The organism is Bacteroides sp. DH3716P, from assembly GCF_025914115.1.
Lineage (GTDB): Bacteria > Bacteroidota > Bacteroidia > Bacteroidales > Bacteroidaceae > Bacteroides > Bacteroides ovatus.
The window spans coordinates 1585855-1606078 of the sequence record NZ_CP083673.1 but is presented as its reverse complement, the minus strand read 5'-3'; the positions used below and the strand labels follow the sequence as shown (position 1 = coordinate 1606078).

10 protein-coding genes and 1 pseudogene are annotated in these 20224 nt (G+C 42.1%); 3 read left to right on the top strand and 8 right to left on the bottom strand.

Annotated elements, in window-relative coordinates:
• Positions 1-16: 16 nt before the first annotated feature.
• From KQP79_RS05570 to cysS, 3 genes are all read left to right on the top strand, one after another.
• Complete coding sequence (locus KQP79_RS05570) at positions 17-2020, top strand: PL29 family lyase N-terminal domain-containing protein (RefSeq protein WP_061448412.1); 2004 nt, start codon at positions 17-19, stop codon at positions 2018-2020.
• A 164-nt stretch (positions 2021-2184) separates the two neighbouring features.
• The gene (locus KQP79_RS05565) at positions 2185-2997 is read left to right on the top strand and encodes a Cof-type HAD-IIB family hydrolase (RefSeq protein ID WP_004307449.1); all 813 of its coding nucleotides are present in this window, start codon (positions 2185-2187) and stop codon (positions 2995-2997) included.
• Positions 2998-3228: 231 nt separating this feature from the next.
• The gene (gene cysS, locus KQP79_RS05560) at positions 3229-4710 is read left to right on the top strand and encodes a cysteine--tRNA ligase (RefSeq protein WP_004308002.1); all 1482 of its coding nucleotides are present in this window, start codon (positions 3229-3231) and stop codon (positions 4708-4710) included.
• A gap of 139 nt (positions 4711-4849) precedes the next feature.
• On the opposite strand, the gene KQP79_RS05555 is transcribed toward cysS, so the two are convergent.
• The 8 genes and pseudogenes from KQP79_RS05555 to KQP79_RS05520 all read right to left on the bottom strand — a co-directional run.
• A complete protein-coding gene (locus tag KQP79_RS05555) occupies positions 4850-7711 on the bottom strand; it encodes a chondroitinase family polysaccharide lyase (RefSeq protein WP_087317609.1) in 2862 nt (953 codons plus the stop codon).
• 113 nt (positions 7712-7824) lie between these two features.
• Positions 7825-9375 (bottom strand): sulfatase, encoded by a 1551-nt coding sequence (locus KQP79_RS05550; RefSeq protein WP_087317607.1) that lies wholly within the window; start codon positions 9373-9375, stop codon positions 7825-7827.
• A 151-nt stretch (positions 9376-9526) separates the two neighbouring features.
• Complete coding sequence (locus KQP79_RS05545) at positions 9527-10729, bottom strand: glycoside hydrolase family 88 protein (RefSeq protein ID WP_004298320.1); 1203 nt, start codon at positions 10727-10729, stop codon at positions 9527-9529.
• Between the two features lie 282 nt (positions 10730-11011).
• Positions 11012-12820 (bottom strand): glycoside hydrolase family 2 protein, encoded by a 1809-nt coding sequence (locus tag KQP79_RS05540; protein WP_004307464.1) that lies wholly within the window; start codon positions 12818-12820, stop codon positions 11012-11014.
• Between the two features lie 39 nt (positions 12821-12859).
• A complete protein-coding gene (locus tag KQP79_RS05535; protein WP_087317605.1) occupies positions 12860-13936 on the bottom strand; it encodes a metallophosphoesterase in 1077 nt (358 codons plus the stop codon).
• 3 nt (positions 13937-13939) lie between these two features.
• Positions 13940-15025, bottom strand: a complete 1086-nt coding sequence (locus KQP79_RS05530) for a family 43 glycosylhydrolase (RefSeq protein WP_087317672.1) — start codon at positions 15023-15025, stop codon at positions 13940-13942.
• A gap of 26 nt (positions 15026-15051) precedes the next feature.
• Positions 15052-16884 (bottom strand): RagB/SusD family nutrient uptake outer membrane protein, encoded by a 1833-nt coding sequence (locus tag KQP79_RS05525; protein ID WP_372585140.1) that lies wholly within the window; start codon positions 16882-16884, stop codon positions 15052-15054.
• A gap of 20 nt (positions 16885-16904) precedes the next feature.
• Positions 16905-20144: pseudogene (locus KQP79_RS05520) on the bottom strand (SusC/RagA family TonB-linked outer membrane protein); the annotation flags it as partial.
• Positions 20145-20224: the final 80 nt, after the last annotated feature.

The window sequence follows — 20224 nt, the reverse complement described above, 5'->3', positions numbered from 1 at the left end:
TTAAAACAATATAATCATGAAAAAAGTATGGAGTATGTTCATGTTATTGGCTGTATGCCTGGTAGCATGTACCAACATTGACGATTTGGAAGATGATGTAGACGCACTGAAAAAGCGCGTTACCGCACTCGAAACACAAGTACGTGATATAAATAGTAATACTGAAGCTCTTCGCGAACTTTATAATGAAGGAACATTTATTACTAATATAGAGGAAAAGTCTGATTCCTACACACTCACTTTGAGCAATGGAAAGACAGTAAATCTATATATGAAAAACGACAATAACCTGTTATGCCCTATTATCGGTATCGATTCAGAAGGCTACTGGACTGTTCTTTACAACAAAAATGAAACTCCGGAGCGTCTGACTGTAAACGGACAACCTGTGAAAGCTAATGGAGAGAGTGGTAAGACTCCTACATTCAATGTAGATAGTGAAGGTTACTGGCAGGTTAGCTATGACGGAGGAAAGAATTATAGTTATATATACAAAGAAGGAACTAACGACAAAGTCAGCGCAACCGGTGACGGTTCTGCTCCGACAGAAGACAAAAACTTCAAGAGTGTAACAGTAGAAAACAACGAACTGGTCTTAGTACTTGCAGGTGAAGATGCTCCAACCATACGTATCCCTATCGTTCGTGATTTCGAATGTAGTTTTGCAGCCGAAGATTTAAAACAAGTACAGGAGTTTTCGGCAGGTGAAGTGAAAGAGTTTACCATGACCGTGAGAGGAGTAGAAAATACAATGATTACTGCTCCCGAAGGCTGGAGTGCTAAATTCTCTAAGGAAGCTGGAAAAGAAAATGTATTGGTTGTTACTGCTCCTGCATCAAGCGCAAAGATGATGACTCGTGCAACAGCTGATAACAGTACTGATATTGCGGTATTGGCAACAAGTGGAAAGTATGCTATGATTGCAAAGATTCAGGTTAAAGTTATAGATACCCCACAATCCAAAGACTTCTACACAGAGTACAATACAAATGGGAATATTACTATTGGAAATGTTTCTATAACAAAAGGAGCAAATGAAGCTATATTATTAGATGGCTCTGATGAGAGTGCTTCTAATATCAGAAACCTAATCCATCAAAAGACAGAACAAACTGTTATTTTCTTGGAAAAGGGAGCTTATGATTTTAACACACCATCCATTGCTGAAATCACAGGAACAGTTGTTATAATCGGAAGATATAGTGACAGTAAACCTATACTGAAACCAGAGCTTTTGTGGAAACTCAAATCTGGTAAATTGATATTCAAAAATATACAATTAGACCTAACTAAAATTGATGCTAGTGGAGGTAATAATAAGTATATGTTCTGTAATGCAGATGCTACTGCAGATTTTGAAGACTTTGTGTTCGAAGACTGTGAAATAACTAATATTCAAAAGAACTTTTATTATAACAATGTAGCAACTTATACAATCAAGAATATTTATGCAAAGAATTCACGTTTCCAATTAAATACTACAGTAGATGGTATTCTAATATTCAATATCTACAAAACAACACACTTAGACGCAATGCAAATGTTTACTTTTGAAAATAACATTGTATACAATAAAACATCTGTTGCCGGACAGATTCTTTCATGGGATAACAAGATTGTACAAACCCCCGACCAGCAACAAATAAAAGTATCCTTCTGTAATAATAGCATTGTAAACTATGTAGGGAAGAACTATCATCTAAAATTCTACGATGCTACAAAGATGACGATCTCGAAAAATATTTTCTATGCAGATCCCAACATGAATAGTGACGCTACAATGTGTGGTATTTATAAAACAGAAAGTACTCCAGAATTCGATGTGAAAGATAATATAGCATATGGACTTACCGAAACAAATAAATGGAATAGTTTTGGCGCAACAGTTAAGCCTACCAACCCAATCGAAGAACAATTACTTCGCCTGGCAAATAGTCCGTTCACTTCAATGGATTTGGATAAAGGCATCTTTATACCAGACAATGCATATACAGGATTCGGGTCTACTATTAACCAATAAACTATAAACTCACGTTTCTCAATACAAAAAAGGATGCCCTACAGGTATCCTTTTTTTGTATATTGCACTATCACAGTGCAATTTCAGCTAAAACCACATCTTTTCCCCCACCACCTTGCAGAAAAACTTTTTTAATTTATCTTTGCATCCAAAAACAACCCTACATGAAATACAAACTTATCGTGCTCGATCTTGACGGCACACTCACCAACTCTAAAAAGGAAATCACTCCCCGCAACAGGGAAACTCTGATACGTATGCAAGAGCAAGGAATACGACTGGTATTAGCTTCCGGTCGACCTACTTATGGTATTGTGCCATTAGCTAATGAGTTACGTATGAATGAATTCGGTGGATTCATCCTGTCCTATAACGGAGGAGAAATCATTAATTGGGAAACACAAGAGATGGTATATGAAAATGTGTTGCCTAATGAAGTTGTTCCAGTGCTCTACGAATGTGCCCGTACCCATCAACTAAGTATATTAACCTATGACGGAGCAGAGATAATAACCGAAAACTCTCAAGATCCATACGTATTAAAAGAAGCCTTTCTCAATAAAATGGCAGTTCGGGAGACAAATGACTTCCTGACAGACATCACGCTTCCCGTAGCCAAATGCCTCATCGTAGGAGATGCCGATAAACTGATTCCACTTGAAGCCGAACTTTGTCTCCGGTTACAAGGTCGCATTAATGTTTTCCGTTCAGAACCCTATTTTCTCGAATTAGTCCCGCAAGGTATCGACAAGGCTCTTTCTTTGGCCGTCCTATTAAAAGAAATAGGAGTAGCGCGTGAAGAAGTTATAGCCATAGGTGATGGATATAATGACCTATCCATGATTAGGTTTGCAGGACTGGGGATTGCCATGGGAAATGCTCAAGAACCTGTAAAGAAAGCAGCAGATTACATCACTCTAAGTAACGAAGAAGACGGTGTAGCAGAAGCAATCAAGAAGTTTTGCAATCAACAATAGCCAAACATTTACTGGCATGCCGGCAGAGTTTTAGTTTCTCGGTGAGAAACCTTTGGTTTCAAGGAATGAAACTATTGGTTCCTCGGTGTGAAACTGTTAGTTTCATACCGGGAAACAAATCACATTACTGGTAAAAACGACCCGACACTTAAAATCAACCGATTAAAGATAGGGCGCATATTCAGATTTTATACTAACTTTGCGATTCCAATAAAACAAATATAAAATGTTATGGAACATCAACTTACCATTTACAACACCTTAGATAGAAAGAAAGAGTTGTTTATACCGCTTCATGCACCTCATGTAGGCATGTATGTGTGTGGACCGACTGTTTACGGAGATGCCCATTTAGGACACGCCCGTCCGGCTATAACCTTCGATGTGTTATTCCGCTATCTCACCCACCTAGGATATAAAGTACGCTACGTACGAAATATTACCGACGTAGGTCATCTGGAACACGATGCCGATGACGGAGAAGACAAGATCGCCAAGAAAGCACGTCTGGAAGAGTTGGAACCAATGGAGGTTGTTCAATATTTCCTGAACCGCTATCATAAAGCAATGGAAGCGTTGAATGTACTTTCTCCAAGCATTGAGCCACATGCTTCAGGACATATCATTGAACAAATCCAACTGGTACAGAAGATTTTGGATGCCGGATATGCCTATGAAAGCGAAGGCTCCGTCTACTTCGATGTAGCCAAATACAATAAAGATTACCACTACGGAAAACTTTCCGGACGTAATCTGGACGACGTCTTGAATACCACCCGTGACCTCGACGGACAAAGCGAGAAACGCAATCCCGCCGACTTTGCCCTTTGGAAAAAGGCACAACCTGAACATATCATGCGCTGGCCGTCTCCATGGAGCGATGGTTTCCCCGGATGGCACGCCGAATGTACCGCTATGGGACGCAAATACCTGGGTGAACACTTCGATATTCACGGAGGAGGAATGGACTTGATTTTCCCTCACCACGAATGTGAAATCGCACAATCGGTAGCCTCACAAGGTGATGACATGGTTCACTACTGGATGCACAACAACATGATTACCATCAACGGAACCAAGATGGGTAAATCACTTGGCAACTTCATCACGCTGGACGAATTCTTCACCGGTACTCATAAGCTGCTGGCACAAGCCTACACACCAATGACAATCCGTTTCTTCATCCTGCAAGCTCATTACCGCAGCACGGTAGATTTCAGCAATGAAGCACTGCAAGCATCCGAAAAAGGCCTGCAGCGTCTGATGGAAGCCATTGACGCATTGGATAAGATTACTCCCGCATCGGCAACTTCAGAGGGAATCAACGTGAAAGAACTGCGCGCTAAATGCTACGAAGCAATGAATGACGACTTAAATACACCGATTGTCATCGCACAGCTTTTCGAAGGCGCCCGCATTATAAACAATATCATTGCCGGTAATGCCACCATCTCCGCCGAAGACCTGAAAGACCTGAAAGAAACATTCCATCTGTTCAGTTTCGACATCATGGGATTGAAAGAAGAAAAAGGCTCTTCAGATGGTCGTGAAGCAGCTTACGGCAAGGTAGTAGATATGTTACTGGAACAACGTATGAAAGCGAAAGCCAACAAAGACTGGGCTACTTCCGACAAAATCCGCAACGCACTGACAGCACTCGGATTTGAAATCAAAGATACTAAAGACGGTTTCGAATGGAGACTGAATAAGTAACAAGAAAAGAAAGTGCTCAACGCACCGTGTAAATACAAAGAAGACCGGCTCCCCATGAACCGGTCTTCTCTTTTTTCATAGAAACATGATGACTAATACCTCTCTTTAAATTCTTGTTTTCTCTTATCTTATTCACTAATTATTTATTTTCCATGAGCATTTCGACCGGCTGTCCATGCTGACAGGTTACTGTCAGTACGGTCTGGTCTCCCTGCTGTTCCAACCGGACATTTTCCATCGGGCTTGTCAATCTCCAATGTCCTTTAAGCCGTATCTCCTTAGTAATAGGACGACTGGGCTCTTTCGTTGTATACGTCTTCTCTTCTATATTCAGATTCGGATCACAGACGCTTAAACGGATACCCTTATCAGATTCTTTTGCATACATCACCATTGTTTCCGCAGGAATAGCGACGACCACTTTATCAGCGGCAGGCTGATAAGCTTCAAAAGCGGCATACGCCGTGATACCAGTCTTTTTATCATAAACAACGTGAGCAGTCTGATCGCGTTGCAACACCTCGTATGCAGGAGTTTTACGCAGTTCGTCGAGATCGGAAGCAGAAGGCTGTATCAATACCATATATTCATAAGTCCCCTCTTTCGGTGCCTTGCCATGTTCTATCCAGGCAGAAGAGAATTTTCCCTTAGTAACTTCACGCGTCTTTTCGTGCCGTGATTCCTGTTCTGCCACCTGTGCGCGAACGGTTCCGTCCACTACATGATAATAATTGTCATAACCATCATGAAGCCAATAGTTATCCTCTCCTACTTTGGGCTCCTTACCATTATATTTTGTCTGGAAAAGAGTCGTTTCCGTAGGATAATCCACATTGGAGTTCGAAATACCTGTTCCCAGGCAAACCATCCGGTTATCAAAACAGAATACGGATTTACGGGCCACAAAGTCTGGTGTGAAATTCTCATAATCCCGTTCTGCCAATTTCATAGCGAACATTCCATTTTTACCATCTAAAGAACTGCTTCCGGAGAAATTCTCTTTGGAGCGTGCCATAGTCGTTCCTTTCAATGGGCTATCAAGCAAATCGAAAGGCAAATGAATGGTAGTTGTACCCGGCAAACGGTTCCAGTCCCATCCCTCCTGCACAAAACCGCTTCCGGCACGTGACACGGGATTTCCTTTCCCCATAATCTGCACGGAGCCATAACTCTGATAACGTCCGTAACGGTTATCTTTCGTATAAATTTCAGAGCCCCATACGTCAGTGGTATACCCTTTCAATGTCACCATCCAGTCCGCACGACGGAAAATGCCTGCCGAACCATAGTTGTAAACGAAGAATCCCTGTGGAGCCTGTGCCGGTTGAATACCTTCCTTCTTGAAGAAACGCGCATTCGGAGTATCACTATTGCGTATCAGACGTAAATAGTCGGCAGCCAGACCACGATCAAACGTATTTCCCTGACCGGACAAATCGCCAGATAAAGCGATATTGGCAAATGCTTCGATATCATCGCTTCCCATCTTCCCTCCAAAAGGATGACGGCCACTGATTCCGATGCCCCATTCATAGAAATTGCAATAATTGCGCATAGCAATAAAGGCTGATTTCATGTGTTTGCGCGCATCTTCGGTCAGTTCAAAACTTGTACCATTGGTAAATGCAATATATTCTCCTACAGTCGCAAGTACTCCAGTGGTATATCCCGGATAGAAACCGCCATGATGGAAAGTCGTACCGTCTACCTTTATACCACCGATCGTTCCCGGAGTATAACGCAAAGAAGAAGATAGCCAACGTGACAAGCCGCTCAAAGCTTGCGCCTGTTCCCTTGCATCGGGAAACATCATAGCGGAAATAAATTTCGCCATCAATAACGTATGCCAGGAATCCAACAATTCATCACGTGTTGGAGAACATGGCTGACGAGTTTCTTGCAGAGCCGCCCAAAAACGCAATGTGGAGAGATAAGCATCCCGATGAGGATGTTTATAGATAGCATCACGCATCAGCCAGGCAGTTGTATATATCTTACGTACCTGATAACCATAATGATGATTGGTACCCATACCGCTACCGTATGCAAATCCCTGATCGATAGCATAGTCGAATACGGTAAAGTAGTTTTTCTTTGATGTTTCGTTCTGGTTATAATAAGCATCATAGGCAAAGCCGGAAAGCATCGTTTCAATATCGTTCCATGACATTTCTCCTTTCTTCTTGTCCTGTTCATCAGGAGCAACAATAGGAGTTCCTATAAATCCCGTCCCAGCGATGGATGGACTGATAGCCGCTTTCTCAAATGTTTTATAGGCAGCATTAATCGGTCCTTGCGGAGCCTTTTTCACTTCCAGAAAGTCAGTCAAACGTTGTTCGATAGTCTTCAGCTCCTTCTTTTGTTCGCTTGTCAATTTAGAAGGCAGAGGAATATCATACGACTGTTGTTCCCATTTCCACACGAGACACCAATGCCACAGGTCACGATTAGACAGCCCATTATTGGTAGGCAACTGTTGGTCGGGAGTGGTACGAAGATTCATTTTCTTTTCCGGAAAAATCAGACGGTCAAGAAAGATACGTCCCTTCCGTTGCGGGGCAACCAGCCGATAGGCTACGATCTTCTTATCTTTCTTGTCGCCCTGCATATACTCAAAAGAGATCCAGCAAGCCCGCCAGCCTGCTGCCTGCAAACGATAAGAGAACCAGTAAGAGACTTCTCCCTCCTTATTCAGAAACTCAAAACGAATAGAATCCTGCTGCGGTTTCTCATTATAAATCCACAAGGTAATGCCGAACTGCTTCTCGTTTCTCGTATTCAACGATAAAGGAGCAATTTGAACATCCAGCGTAGAACCGGGCTGAAAGTCCCATTCCAGACTACTTTCACCCTCTTTGTAAAAAAGAGAAGAGATTTTCACTTCTCCCTTTCCGGAAACTGTAAATGCTTCGGGCACTTCTTCTTCAAATCCGATGAGTTGAGCGAAAGCTGAAGGAATGATTCCCAAAAGGAATAATACTATAAAACAACTGTTTTTCATTACTATTTTCAATTTAAACGCGGATGCGGATTAACACCTATTATTGTCGCAGAGATTTACTCCTAAAATTGGCACTTATTTGAGTTAATCAGCGTTTTATAAATTACTAATCGCTAATAAGGAATCCGATCCGACAGAATCTTTTCCGTATACCAAGGATCATTAATTTCCTTCAACATAGCTCCCATTTCACCGCAAAGTTGTGCCACAATCTCCTTATTTTCTTCCAAAGGCAGGTTATGCAGTTGATATGGATCTTTTACATCATCGAATAAGAGGCTTTTCTTCAATTGCTTCGTATCACGGTCGATATATAACGCCAATGTATATTGAGCCGTCTTGATACCTCTTGAAGAAGGGAAGTAAGTCTGCACCAATCCATTTTCATCTTTATCACCATCTACATTCTGAATATACAGTGCACCTGTAGGACGAACAATTTCAGCCTTTTCATCGAAGAAAAGAGGAGCGAAATTACGTCCCTGCACTTCCGCCGGAATAGAATCATCCAGTCCGCACAAGCCAAGCACCGTAGGCATAATATCAGGAGCGGAGAGCAATAAATCATCTACCCTCGGCTGAATCTTACCGGGAAAACGAACCAGGAACGGAATATTCATGGATTCAGAATAAGGGGAATTCTTCGGATCATCAGTGCGCTGGCTACACATCGTCTCACCATGATCGGAAGCAAAGATTACGACTGTATTCTTATCCAATCCCAATTCTTTCAATGTCGTCAAAATCTGTCCGAAAGCACGGTCTACTCCGGTAACGGAAGCGAAATAATAACGTGCAGACTCCGCTTTCTTCATCTTCAAATCGACATTCGGACGAATCAACAGACTATCCAGAGGCTGATCTTTATAAAGATTAAAATCCTGCTCTTCACAGTCATTCAAGGAGCGATACGGGCTGTGAGGAGGATTCATGCCCACCATTATGAAGAAAGGTTTCTTGGTATCACGTACGTTACCGTCATTTTTCAGATAAGAAATGACTTTGCCTGATTCGTGTAAAGGTGACCATTCCTTCGGATCGTGTCTCTTACCATCCGTATCCCAATAATGCGGGTTCTTGTGTTCGTCAAATGTTCCGTAAGAATACCAGTAGTTAAAGCCGTGCCGGCGTTCTTTCGGTGTATAGGCATCCCATGCCGGACGTTTTTCTTCCACATACTGTCCCGGATGTTCGGGATCGTTCGGAGTCGGGAAGTCAGCGTGAAGTTTACCAAAATAAGCACAGTCATAACCTGCTTTGCTGAACACATCGCCGATACATTCCGCATCCTCGCGCAAGGAGCTGATCGGACGTGTAGAGTTGCAATTCAATGGTACACCACTTTTGTTCGGGTACATACCGGTCAGTAACATTCCACGATGAGGGCTGCTCAACGGGCAGTTACTCTGTGCAGACGACAAGACCATAGATTCACGTGCAAAGGCATCCAGATTAGGAGTATGCACGGGGTCTCCTTCAAAGTTTACTTTATCCCGGAATCCGTCCTGCCTCCAGAAGCCCATCGCCTGGTTACGGTATTGATCGGGAAATACATAGATTATATTAGGATGCTCCGCTTGTTGGGACGCTTGTTTCGGAGCCTTGCAACCTTGTGCGGCAAAGAGCGTCAAGCCTCCTACAAGAAGGTTTATAGGTTTATTCATGATAGTTTATGATAAATAATTAAAACAGGTAAATGACAAACGGTCAATAGAAAGTTATAGATAATAAGTAGCGAATGATAAACGGTAAACATGTTCCGTCAGAATCCGCTAAGCATTCACCGTTCACTGTTTACCGTTCATTGTCTATTTCTTATTTCTTTTCCAAATCTCTTTTACGCATCAGTCCTTCCAGGAAGTAATAGTCAGCATAGTTCAGAGGAACGTCAATTTCCTGACCGTGAGGAATACTGCCAACCGAATGCATCAGGATAAAGTTTCCATTTGTTCCAACTTCTGCGCGATAAGCAGGTGAGCCCAAACTTTCCATTATCTTATCAGCCGTTTCCTTGTAGTGGTTGCCCGGCAGATAGCCATCCAGTTCGTAAAGGGCAGAGGCTGTACAAGCTGCTGCAGAAGCATCACGCGGTTCGTTCGGAATATTCGGAGCATCATAATCCCAGTATGGTACGAGGTCTTCCGGCAGGTTCTTATTATTAAAGATGAAGTTATAGACTTTTTGTGCCTGGTCGAGATATTTCTTATCTTTGGTATAGCGATAGCAGGTAGTATATCCATACAGAGCCCATGCTTGTCCGCGAGCCCAAGCCGATTCGTCGGCATATCCTTGTGCAGTTTGTCTCTTACGCACTTCTCCTGTCTCCGGATCGTAATCTACCACATGGTAGCAGCTGTTGTCCGGACGGAAGTGGTGAGCCATTGTTGTATCAGCATGTTTCACTGCAATATTGTAGAAAGTAGAATCTCCGGAAAGAGCTGTTGCTTCAAATAAGAGTTCGAGATTCATCATATTATCAATAATCACCGGACATTTCCATCCCCGTGTTCCCTGCCAACCTTTATCGGCATCCCATGACTGGATAACGCCTGCATTCGGACGAAAACGAGTGGACAATGATTTGGCAGCTTCTATAATGACGTCTTTGTACTCTTTCTTATCTGCCATGCGATAGCCGTTCAAATAACTGCAACCGATCATGAAACCTACATCATGATGCCATTTCAGATATTTCACAGAATCAAGAGCTTCTGTATATTTCTCAGCCAGCGGCAACCATTTCTTATCACCCGTCAGATTATAAGTCAACCATATACTACCGGGAAAGAAACCGGAGCACCAGTCTTCCATCGGTATGTAAGAGATACTCCCATCTTCGTTGATTGTTCTCGGATTCAAGATTTTACCGGACTTCTCAATAATGTCCGTCTGGATTGTGTTCTGTGCCACAGCGTTGTCGATGTTGTCCTGAATAAAGTCTACTTCAACCTTTTTTTGTCCACCGCAACTCGTAAAGATCAATAGGGAAAGTCCTAATGCGCTAAGAATTGTTTTCATAATACAGGGATTATTTGTTAAGTGATTAATTTTCCTGATGGCAAAAGTAGTGCATTTAAATAGAATTGACCGACCTAAATAATCCAAATGAAGGACAATTTTGGTACATTTCACTGAAAAATGAAGGAATGGATAGAATTATATATTCAAAAAAAACAGAGTCCAGATACAAAGAAAGTATCTGAATTCTGTTTTCTCAATTATATAATATTGCAAACTATATCTATAATTCGAATGGCTACAGATGAGTTTTTTGTTCAGCCAAATAGCTAATCCGGCTTCTTACTTTAAACTTTCACAAATTTCCGTATTTGCCCTCTTCAATTTCTGTTCATCCAGTTTTATTACTTTGCGGTCGTATGTCATCAATCCGTTCACTTCGATCTCAACATCTGTAGTCTGTGTATAAACAGCAGCCGAGAATCCACGTGCAATCATATCCTTCAGCATATTAGCATACTTCAGATACTCATCAGTAGCTTCTTTGGAAGTACTAAACTGAACATACCCCCAATTACGATTCGGCTCCCAAAGATGCTCCTTCAGCACTAAACCAATTCCTCCATACTCTCCGAGTACAGTTGCACGCTGTGCGTCATATAAATACATCTCCGGACCGGGATAATTATGCAAATCGAGCATATCACCACAGGTATAATGATTACCTCCACTGGCAGGATTCACTAAACGGGAAGGATCATATTGCTTTGTCCATTCTGCTATTTCAGGGGTTTTAAACTGCCCCCAAGCCTCATTGAAAGGTACCCATGTGCCAATACAAGGATAAGAGTAAAGGCAGTCGATAATTTCTTTCCATTCTTTACGATAAATAGCCTCTGATTCAGCAGACCGTTTAAATTCTGTTCCCTCAAAATACTTCCGATTCTGCCACTCGGGATTCTTATCGCCACTCGGCATGTCCTGCCACACAATAACCCCTAAACGATCACAATACGTATACCAACGGGCAGGCTCTACTTTTATATGTTTGCGAATCATATTATATCCAAAATCTTTTGTCTTTTGAATATCATATACTAAAGCCTCATCCGAAGGTGCCGTATACAAGCCATCCGGCCACCAGCCCTGATCTAAAAGACCAAATTGAAACAAGTCCTTATTATTCAATTGTAGACGTACAATTCCATTTTTATCGCGTTTCGTTGAATATTTACGCATGGCAGTATAGCTCTTAACCTTATCGATCAACTTATTTTCTGAATACAGACAAATTTCCATATCATATAAAAACGGAGAATCCGGTGACCACCACTTTACATCAGACGGCATAGCAATTTCAACCGGAATACCATTTACGGAACTTCCTACAGCCACCAACTGCTTTCCTTCTAATACCTTCACCTCCAATTTATCTGAAAGCATCTGATGATCTGTCATAACCTCTACTGTCAACTTATTCCTGTCAATATCAGGAGTCGTTTTGATATTGACAATCGACCGGATTGGCACGGGTTCTAGCCAAACTGTTTGCCAAATACCACTGACAGGAGTATACCAGATACCTCCCGGCTTACTAACCTGTTTTCCTCTAGGCTGAGGACCTTTATCAGTCGGGTCCCACACTTTCACGATCAATTCATTTTCCCCATTCAGCAAGGCAGGCGTGATATCAAAAGAAAAAGGAGTAAATCCTCCTGTATGTTGTCCCACCTTTACCTTATTTACCCAAACATCCGCTTTCCAGTCAACAGCCCCAAAATGCAATAAGATCCTATGTCCTTTCCATTTGGAGGGAACCGAGAATTGACGCTGATACCAAAGTTCATTCTTCTCCCCAAGACTTTTCCCCACTCCGGACAAGCTTGATTCTACAGCAAAAGGAACTAAAATCCGACCATCATAACTTTGTGGCATAGCTTGACCTACCGGAGAAATAGCATAATTCCACAATCCGTTCAGATTTATCCAGTCAGCACGTTCCATAATTGGGCGGGGATATTCGGGCAACACGTTTTCAACATCTATTTTCGCCGCCCATTCCGTCATAATTCGACCGCCAACCGGTTTCCACTGTGCAAATAGATAAACACTATTAATAAGTATCACTAAAGAACATACAATTTTTCTCATCTACATTATTTCTATTAAGAGTATTTTTACTAGGTCAAGTTATTCCAATATAATATCAAACTGATCGTAAGGTGCCGTACGATGTGCCAGATGCCTGGTCAATTTTGAAATCCCAAACAAGGGAGAATAAGTACGTACTTTGATCGTTTTACCATCCGACATAAATTCCAGAATGCGAAGCCAACCATCCCCTCCGTTCCCTTCCGGACCGCCTCCTACATATTGTACATTAAACGTCATTTGTGATACATCTTTCCCGGCACTGTTCTTATCCACCCGATAAGCCACATTATTCTCATATTCACCGGTGCCTCTTCCCACATGTCCGCAAAGTACGAGACGGATATTGGAAGAAGGATAAATAAGTTTCTCCCAAATAGCCTGCCCCGAGTTTTGTGGAGAAATCTTATACCCATCTTTCGTAACGCGCTTATTACCTATATCAAGATAAGAATGAGTGATAAAAATCACCTTATGATTCTTGTATTCCGGCTTGTTTACCAAATTTTTCGCCCATTGCAGCACTTCATCACGAGGCACAAACTCTACTGCTATAACCAAAATCTTTCCCCATCCCGGCTCATCAAACTCAAAAGCCGAATTCTCTAAAGACGCCCTGTCTTCACGATTAGGAAATTCACTGACACAGATATTCCGCCAGGTAGAATTTCGTTCAAAAGGAATATAATCAGGAAAATAAGTACGACCGTTTTCTGCGGCTTTGTATCCATAATCATGATTGCCTGCGGCAATAATATAAGGTACTTTGTTATCCAGTCTTTTCAAAGCCTGCGATGCTGCCTCCCACATTTCACGACTGGTCTGGTTCAGCATCTTACGGTTTAATACATTATTATCATTCTGCTCCACCAAATCGCCTGTACAAAGGACAGCTTTAATTTTAAGCGACTCTATATTGTCCGCAATCCATGCGGTACAAAGATCAAAAAGCGGCTGGTTAATATCATACTTGGTATATCCCTGTGGATCACCGAGCAAAATCATAGAAAAGGATTCCGGATTGACCAATTTCTGGGGATCAGCCCGATGCTGCGCCGGGAGACAAGTGACAGAAGCACACAATATCCCGGCCAATAAATAGTTGAATAGTTTCATAGATTACTCTTTTTCTTCTTCGTTTTTAAATACAGGTGCACGAGATACGGATGCCGGTGTGCCATTAGTAATATAAGGCCAGCCATCACTGCTCCATTGTATGCGGTCACACATCAATTGACGACCATTATCTATTTTCGCTTTCTGCCAGGCATGATAGAAGAACCAGTCATTACCCTCGTCATCCGTGATAATTTCGGAATTGTGTCCGGTTCCGGCAAACAGGTTATTACCCTGTAGAATTACTTCATTATAACTACTATTTTCTTTCATCACAGTACCGTTTTTACCCACATAAGGACCTTCGATATTTTTAGAACGCCCCACCACTACACGGTACGTACTTCTTTCCTCTTCACAACAACTACCCGTAGAGCCAAATAGATAATAATAATTCCCGCGTTTATGAACCATGATGCCTTCTATTGAAGGACCCGCTATCTTTTCGGAAACAGCACCTTTAATGGATAGACCGTCAGCACTTAACTCTACATAACGGATACCTCCTTCATAGCCTTTAGAAGTACTATTATAACTTCCCCAGAAAAGATACTTCTTACCATTATCTTCAAAATAACAAGGGTCGATGCACTGCATAGTACCAGAATTGTAGTCAAGAAGTTTTCCGTGATCCGTAAAAGGTCCTACAGGAGAGTCGCTGACCGCCACCCCGATACAACTATTCTTAGGCAAGTCCCAGTGCCCGAGAGTATAATAGAGCACATATTTACCATTGATATAGTTAATGTCCGGAGCCCATAAGCGAGTGTCCGGCTGCCAGTTCGGTTTTTGCAGAAAGGCTGCCCCAGCATAAGTCCACTGTGTCATATTAGTAGATTTGTAAATCGGAATATAGATATTATCCTGTTGGGTAACATACAAATAAAAGTTCCCGTCTGCCGCATGGATTATAGTCGGATCAGGCAACTGTTTGCCGACTATAGGATTGGAGAATGAAACAGGATTAGGGGTACTCCCCCCACCCCCATTTCCATTACCGTTACCCGGCCCATCCGGTTGTTCGTCAGAGCCACCGGAACATGCCATGATACACAATGCTGTCGCAATTAAAAAAGATATTTTTTTCATATATACTTTATTAGTTAAAACTAAGATTAATTTATCCAACCTTCATTCTGTTCCAAATTCGAGTTCATTTCCATTTCTTTAGCAGGAATAGGCCAGCTCCAGCACTGATCTCCCAACCAGTACCAGGTATAAGTCGTTTCACCCCACATCTGCATCAGACCGTTACGATTATTATCAAACTTCTTATCTTTCCACGTTCCCCAACGCAATTCATGGAAATACATGGAATCTTCGCCACCGATTTCCCAGTAATACTCATTCCGGATACGTTCACGCAAATCACTCTGCCCGTTAACTTTCGTAGCAGGATAAGTTGCATTATTCAATTCGACATGCCCTGCACGACGTCTTACTTCATTAACACATCTGATTGCTTCGCTTTCATGGGTACTTCCCCATTCATTTAGCGCTTCTGCTTTCAGGAGCAATACTTCCGCATAGCGTATTAATGGAATATCCAATCCATAAGTATCACGTTCTGTCTGTTCCAGACCTTCAGGAACAAACTTTCTCCATAGATAGTAAAACTTATCGTTTGTATCAGTACGGATATCAAAAGGCTCTGCACTGTCGGAGCCACGATAAGGCCAACGCAATGTATAAGTATGAGCTATTCCAGAAGAAGCGCCATTGTATTGTGCGTAAGGGGTAATGACAGCCATTTGCAGACGTGGATCACGGCTCTCGTAAGCTTTTTTGATACGTGCTTCATTGCCACTATCCAGATATTTGTTCATATCTGCCCCATAGGCAGCCATACGTTCCTTTTCCGCCGCAGACAGTCCATCGCGTAGAAAAAACACCACACGTTCTTTTTCTTTCATCGCACTATAGCCCGGCAAGTAGTTATCCCAATTAAACTTTTCTCCGGTCGCCGTCTCAAAAGATTCTACAAAATGCGGATTAGGCAAATAGTTATTCCACATAGAACCTGCTGTACAACGGTTGCCGTAAGTGATGTTCCTTGTATTGGAGTAGCCGTATTGCTTGATGCATTGCACAGAGAATATCATTTCTTCACATTGTTCATTTGCTATTTTCAACAACTGCTTATAACTGGTAGCACCGGCCTTAGTATATAACCCGAAGCCACAGTCAGCCACAGAATTAAAATCATCAACCGCCGCCTCCCAATTCTTCTGCCACATATATACTTGTCCGCGTAATGCATAAGCAGCTCCTTTGGTTACCCGTCCATAGTTAGAGTCACCCGAATTATATTTACCCGGTAGATTGGGTTCATTCACACAATCTGTCAGATCCTGGAGTACAGCCGCCCAAACATCCGCTTCTGAAGAACGGGCTTTGTTACCGTTTTCAGGACTCGTGATTGCATTCATATATAACGGCACTCCTTTATACAAGATATTCAAGCGCATATAAGCAAATGCACGCAAGAATTTACATTCGGCGATAGCCCGTTGCTTCTCTCCGGTCGACATATCAGGAACCTGACCAATATTATCTATCACATCATTAGCACGATAGATAAAAGTATAAAAACGTTTATAAATATCACTGAACAGGCCACTTGAGGGAGTAGCTGCTCCTGTACAATTAGGCATTCGCTTAATCCAGTTCTTGTCTGTATCCATCACAGAAGAATAAGCATCCCATGGAATCCGGTGCGAATCCAAAATGCCGGAGTTAGGACAATATTGATCCAGAAAGACATTATATACGCCGATAACAGCCTGTTCGGCCAAAGTTGCTTTCGTCCAGATACTACTACCGCTTATGTTATTGGTAGGAGTAGTATCTAAAAAGTCCGCACCGCATCCAGCCATAGAGAAAGACAGCAAGGCAATAGATGCACATCTTACTAATTTCCGAAATATTTTTATTTTGTTTTTCATCATAAAATCGTTTTAGAGTAAGTTTAGAAAGTGATATTTACACCGAATGCATATTGTCTCATAGTAGAATATCCCACTGCGGTACGCATTTCCGGATCCATTCCTTCATACCCGGTAATGGTAAATAAATTTTCACCGGAAGCAAAGAAACGGATATTCTGTGCATATACTTTTTTCGACAGGACAGCAGGCAATGTATATCCGATAGTCAGGTTCTTCAGTTTAATATAATCCCCTTTTTGCAAATGTACTGATGACTGTGTCATACCACTTTGGTCGTTACCGGAGTTATTTGTCAAACGAGGATTCTTTGAACTCAAGTTCGTGCGCGGATCATTGGGATTTTTGGGATCAAAGAAATAGTGATCGTTTGCTATTGCTTCCCCAATAGCATATCCTTTGATGGTAGCACTGCTGTTCAATGCCAAACGATAGTAGTAAATCTTGAAACCTGCCGCACCGGACCAGTTCATGGAGAAATCGAAGCCTTTCCAATTAGCGCTTGCCTGCAGACCGAAGTTATACTTGGGCACATTGGAGCATCCCTGAAACTCATTATCAGCGTCATTACCATATACACCGTCGCCATTTAAGTCAGCATAGATGTAATCACCATACCAAATGCCACTCTTACTGACGTTCTGACGCGGATAGAACTTATACCCTGCCCCTACCATAGCATTCAGCCATTTCATGTCGTCTACCGTACGGATCATTCCGTCTCTCGGACCACCGTTGATATTGACTGTTCCATCTGCGTTAAAACCGTTTCCACTGCCCTTATATGGTTGCAACATATAGTATTCATTAATCATTTTACCCTCTATTACACGGGTAGATCCTCCGGTAGAGACATCGCCGATATTGGTTTGATAAACACGGTTCCCGTTTTCATCTGTCACCCAGCCACGCTGCAGCTCTCCTTTGTATTTACTGACCTTGTTCTGGTTATAGGCAAAGTTACCAGATACACGATATTCTACTTTACCGATACGGTCTTGCCAATTCAGGGTCATTTCAATACCGCGGTTAGTCACTTCCGCAATGTTCTGACGAGGGCCACTGGCTGTCCCGAGAGACATATACATATCAGGGCGATATAAGATTCCATCCGTTACTTTATTATAAAATTCAGCCTCGAATGTCAGACGGTTTCTTAAAGTTGCAAAGTCGATACCAATATTCGTAATAGCAGTACTTTCCCATTCCAACAGGTTATTAGAAATAGAAGTAATTGCCAAACCATTATTAAGGCTACCTCCAAACGCGTACTTTGCCGAGTTGTACACAGCCTGCCATTCATAGTTACCAATCGCATTGTTCCCTAACTTACCCCACGAAGCACGTAATTTCAGATTGTCGATAGGAAGTCCTTTCATAAATCTCTCTTCACAGATTCTCCACCCGGCAGAGAAAGATGGAAAAAGCCCCCAGCGATTATCCGGAGCAAAACGGGAGGAACCGTCATAACGCATATTAACCTCGAATAAATAACGGCTGTCGAAAGCATAGTTAATACGACCGAAGTAAGAACGGGATGTAAATTCCTCACCTGTACCACCTATGGAAGAAGGAGTAGTAGCAGAACTTGAATCACCCACAGACGAATCTATTAATCCAAGTTTGGCAGTGTCGGTAGTCCGTTTGACAAAACGTTCTTCTTCAAAGCCCAATAACATACCAATATCATGCTTATAAAAAGTCTGGTTATAGTTGAGCAAGTGCGTTAATTTCCAATGGTTTTCACGGACATACGCCATACGGGTATACAAATCGGCAGGATCTTTGGGGGCAGCTATCCACTGATCTGTACTAAAACTATATTTCCCATAATCCGTATTTACGGACATCGATTCATAACGGTAATCTTTATAGTTCAGATTAACATCGTATGAGAAGTGTTTCAGAAACTTCACGTTGGCATAGAAAGTAGTAAAGAACTGCGTGTTTTTGATATGCCCTTCCGATTGTGCCATGTCCCACAGAGGATTGTGAGATTGCGGATCTTCCTCGTTCGCTTCCGGCGCACCATATTTTCCGTCATAATATGGATATACGCCCGGTATCATTTTTTGGGTATTGATATTGGTGAGTGAACCGGTATCGCTTTTCTTCTGGTCAGTGTGATACCCCCATACGCGAGTACCAATACGTAACCACTTAGTAATATCCGAATAAACATTGGCACGCAAAAAATAGCGTTGGTATCCGGTATCCTTGATTAATCCCGGATTGTCAGTATAAGATATAGAAAGATTATATCCGGTACGTCCCTCCTGCCCAGTGACGGAAAGCGAATGTTTCATCATCCAGTCATTACTATATATCTCATCGTACCAATCCGTATTGGGATAAGCTACATAATTAGGATAGCCGGAGGCAGAAATGCCATTCGGATCTTTTTCAGCTTCACGCCATTGATTGATGGTAATGTCGCTGAAAGGAGCAGATTCTCCTATATTAGTAGCAGCTTCGTTCATCAATTCCATATACTTGGCGTAGTTAGATACCGTTTTTATCAGTTTGGTAGGTTGATTCAGTGAAAAAGTAGCATTGTAAGATACGCTGACCTTTCCTGTTTGTCCGGTTTTGGTAGTAACCAGAATAACCCCATTTGCCCCTCGGTTACCATAAATAGCACACGAGGCCGCATCTTTCAGGATGGAAATAGAAGCAATATCGTTGGGATCTACATTATTCAGACTTTGTTCCATCCCATCCACCAACACGAGTGGTGAAGAACTGTTCAGGGTACCTACTCCCCGAATATTGAAAGAAAAGCCTTCATTATATGGAGTCCCGGAGCTTTGCATCACCTGCAAACCGGCTGTCATACCGCTCAACGCCTGCGAAGCACTGACCAAAGGACGGGAAAGTGATTCCTTTTCCAAATTTACCGTAGCAACCGAACCGGTCAGGTTCACCTTCTTTTGTGTGCCATAACCAACCACTACTACTTCTGAAAGCATTTTCACATTCTCTCCCATTACAATGTTGAATGTCGTCTTGCCAGGCGACAATGAAATTTCCTGCGTGTCAAAACCGATATAAGACACTTGCAATTTCTTAGCGTCCTCCGGTATTTCCAGTTCAAATTTCCCTTCCATATTACTCACCGTGCCAATATTAGTACCGGGAATTGATACCGATACTCCAATTAACAATTCATCATTGACATCGCTGATGACACCATTGATACGCCGTTTCTTATCCGATTTCTGAACGACAGGCCGGGTGATAATAATATGATTATCTTTTATTTTAGATTTTCAACGGTTTAATATAACCGTTTGAAGAATAAACATTTAACTGAGTATTTGAGAAACAGTGGTAACGAGTTAGC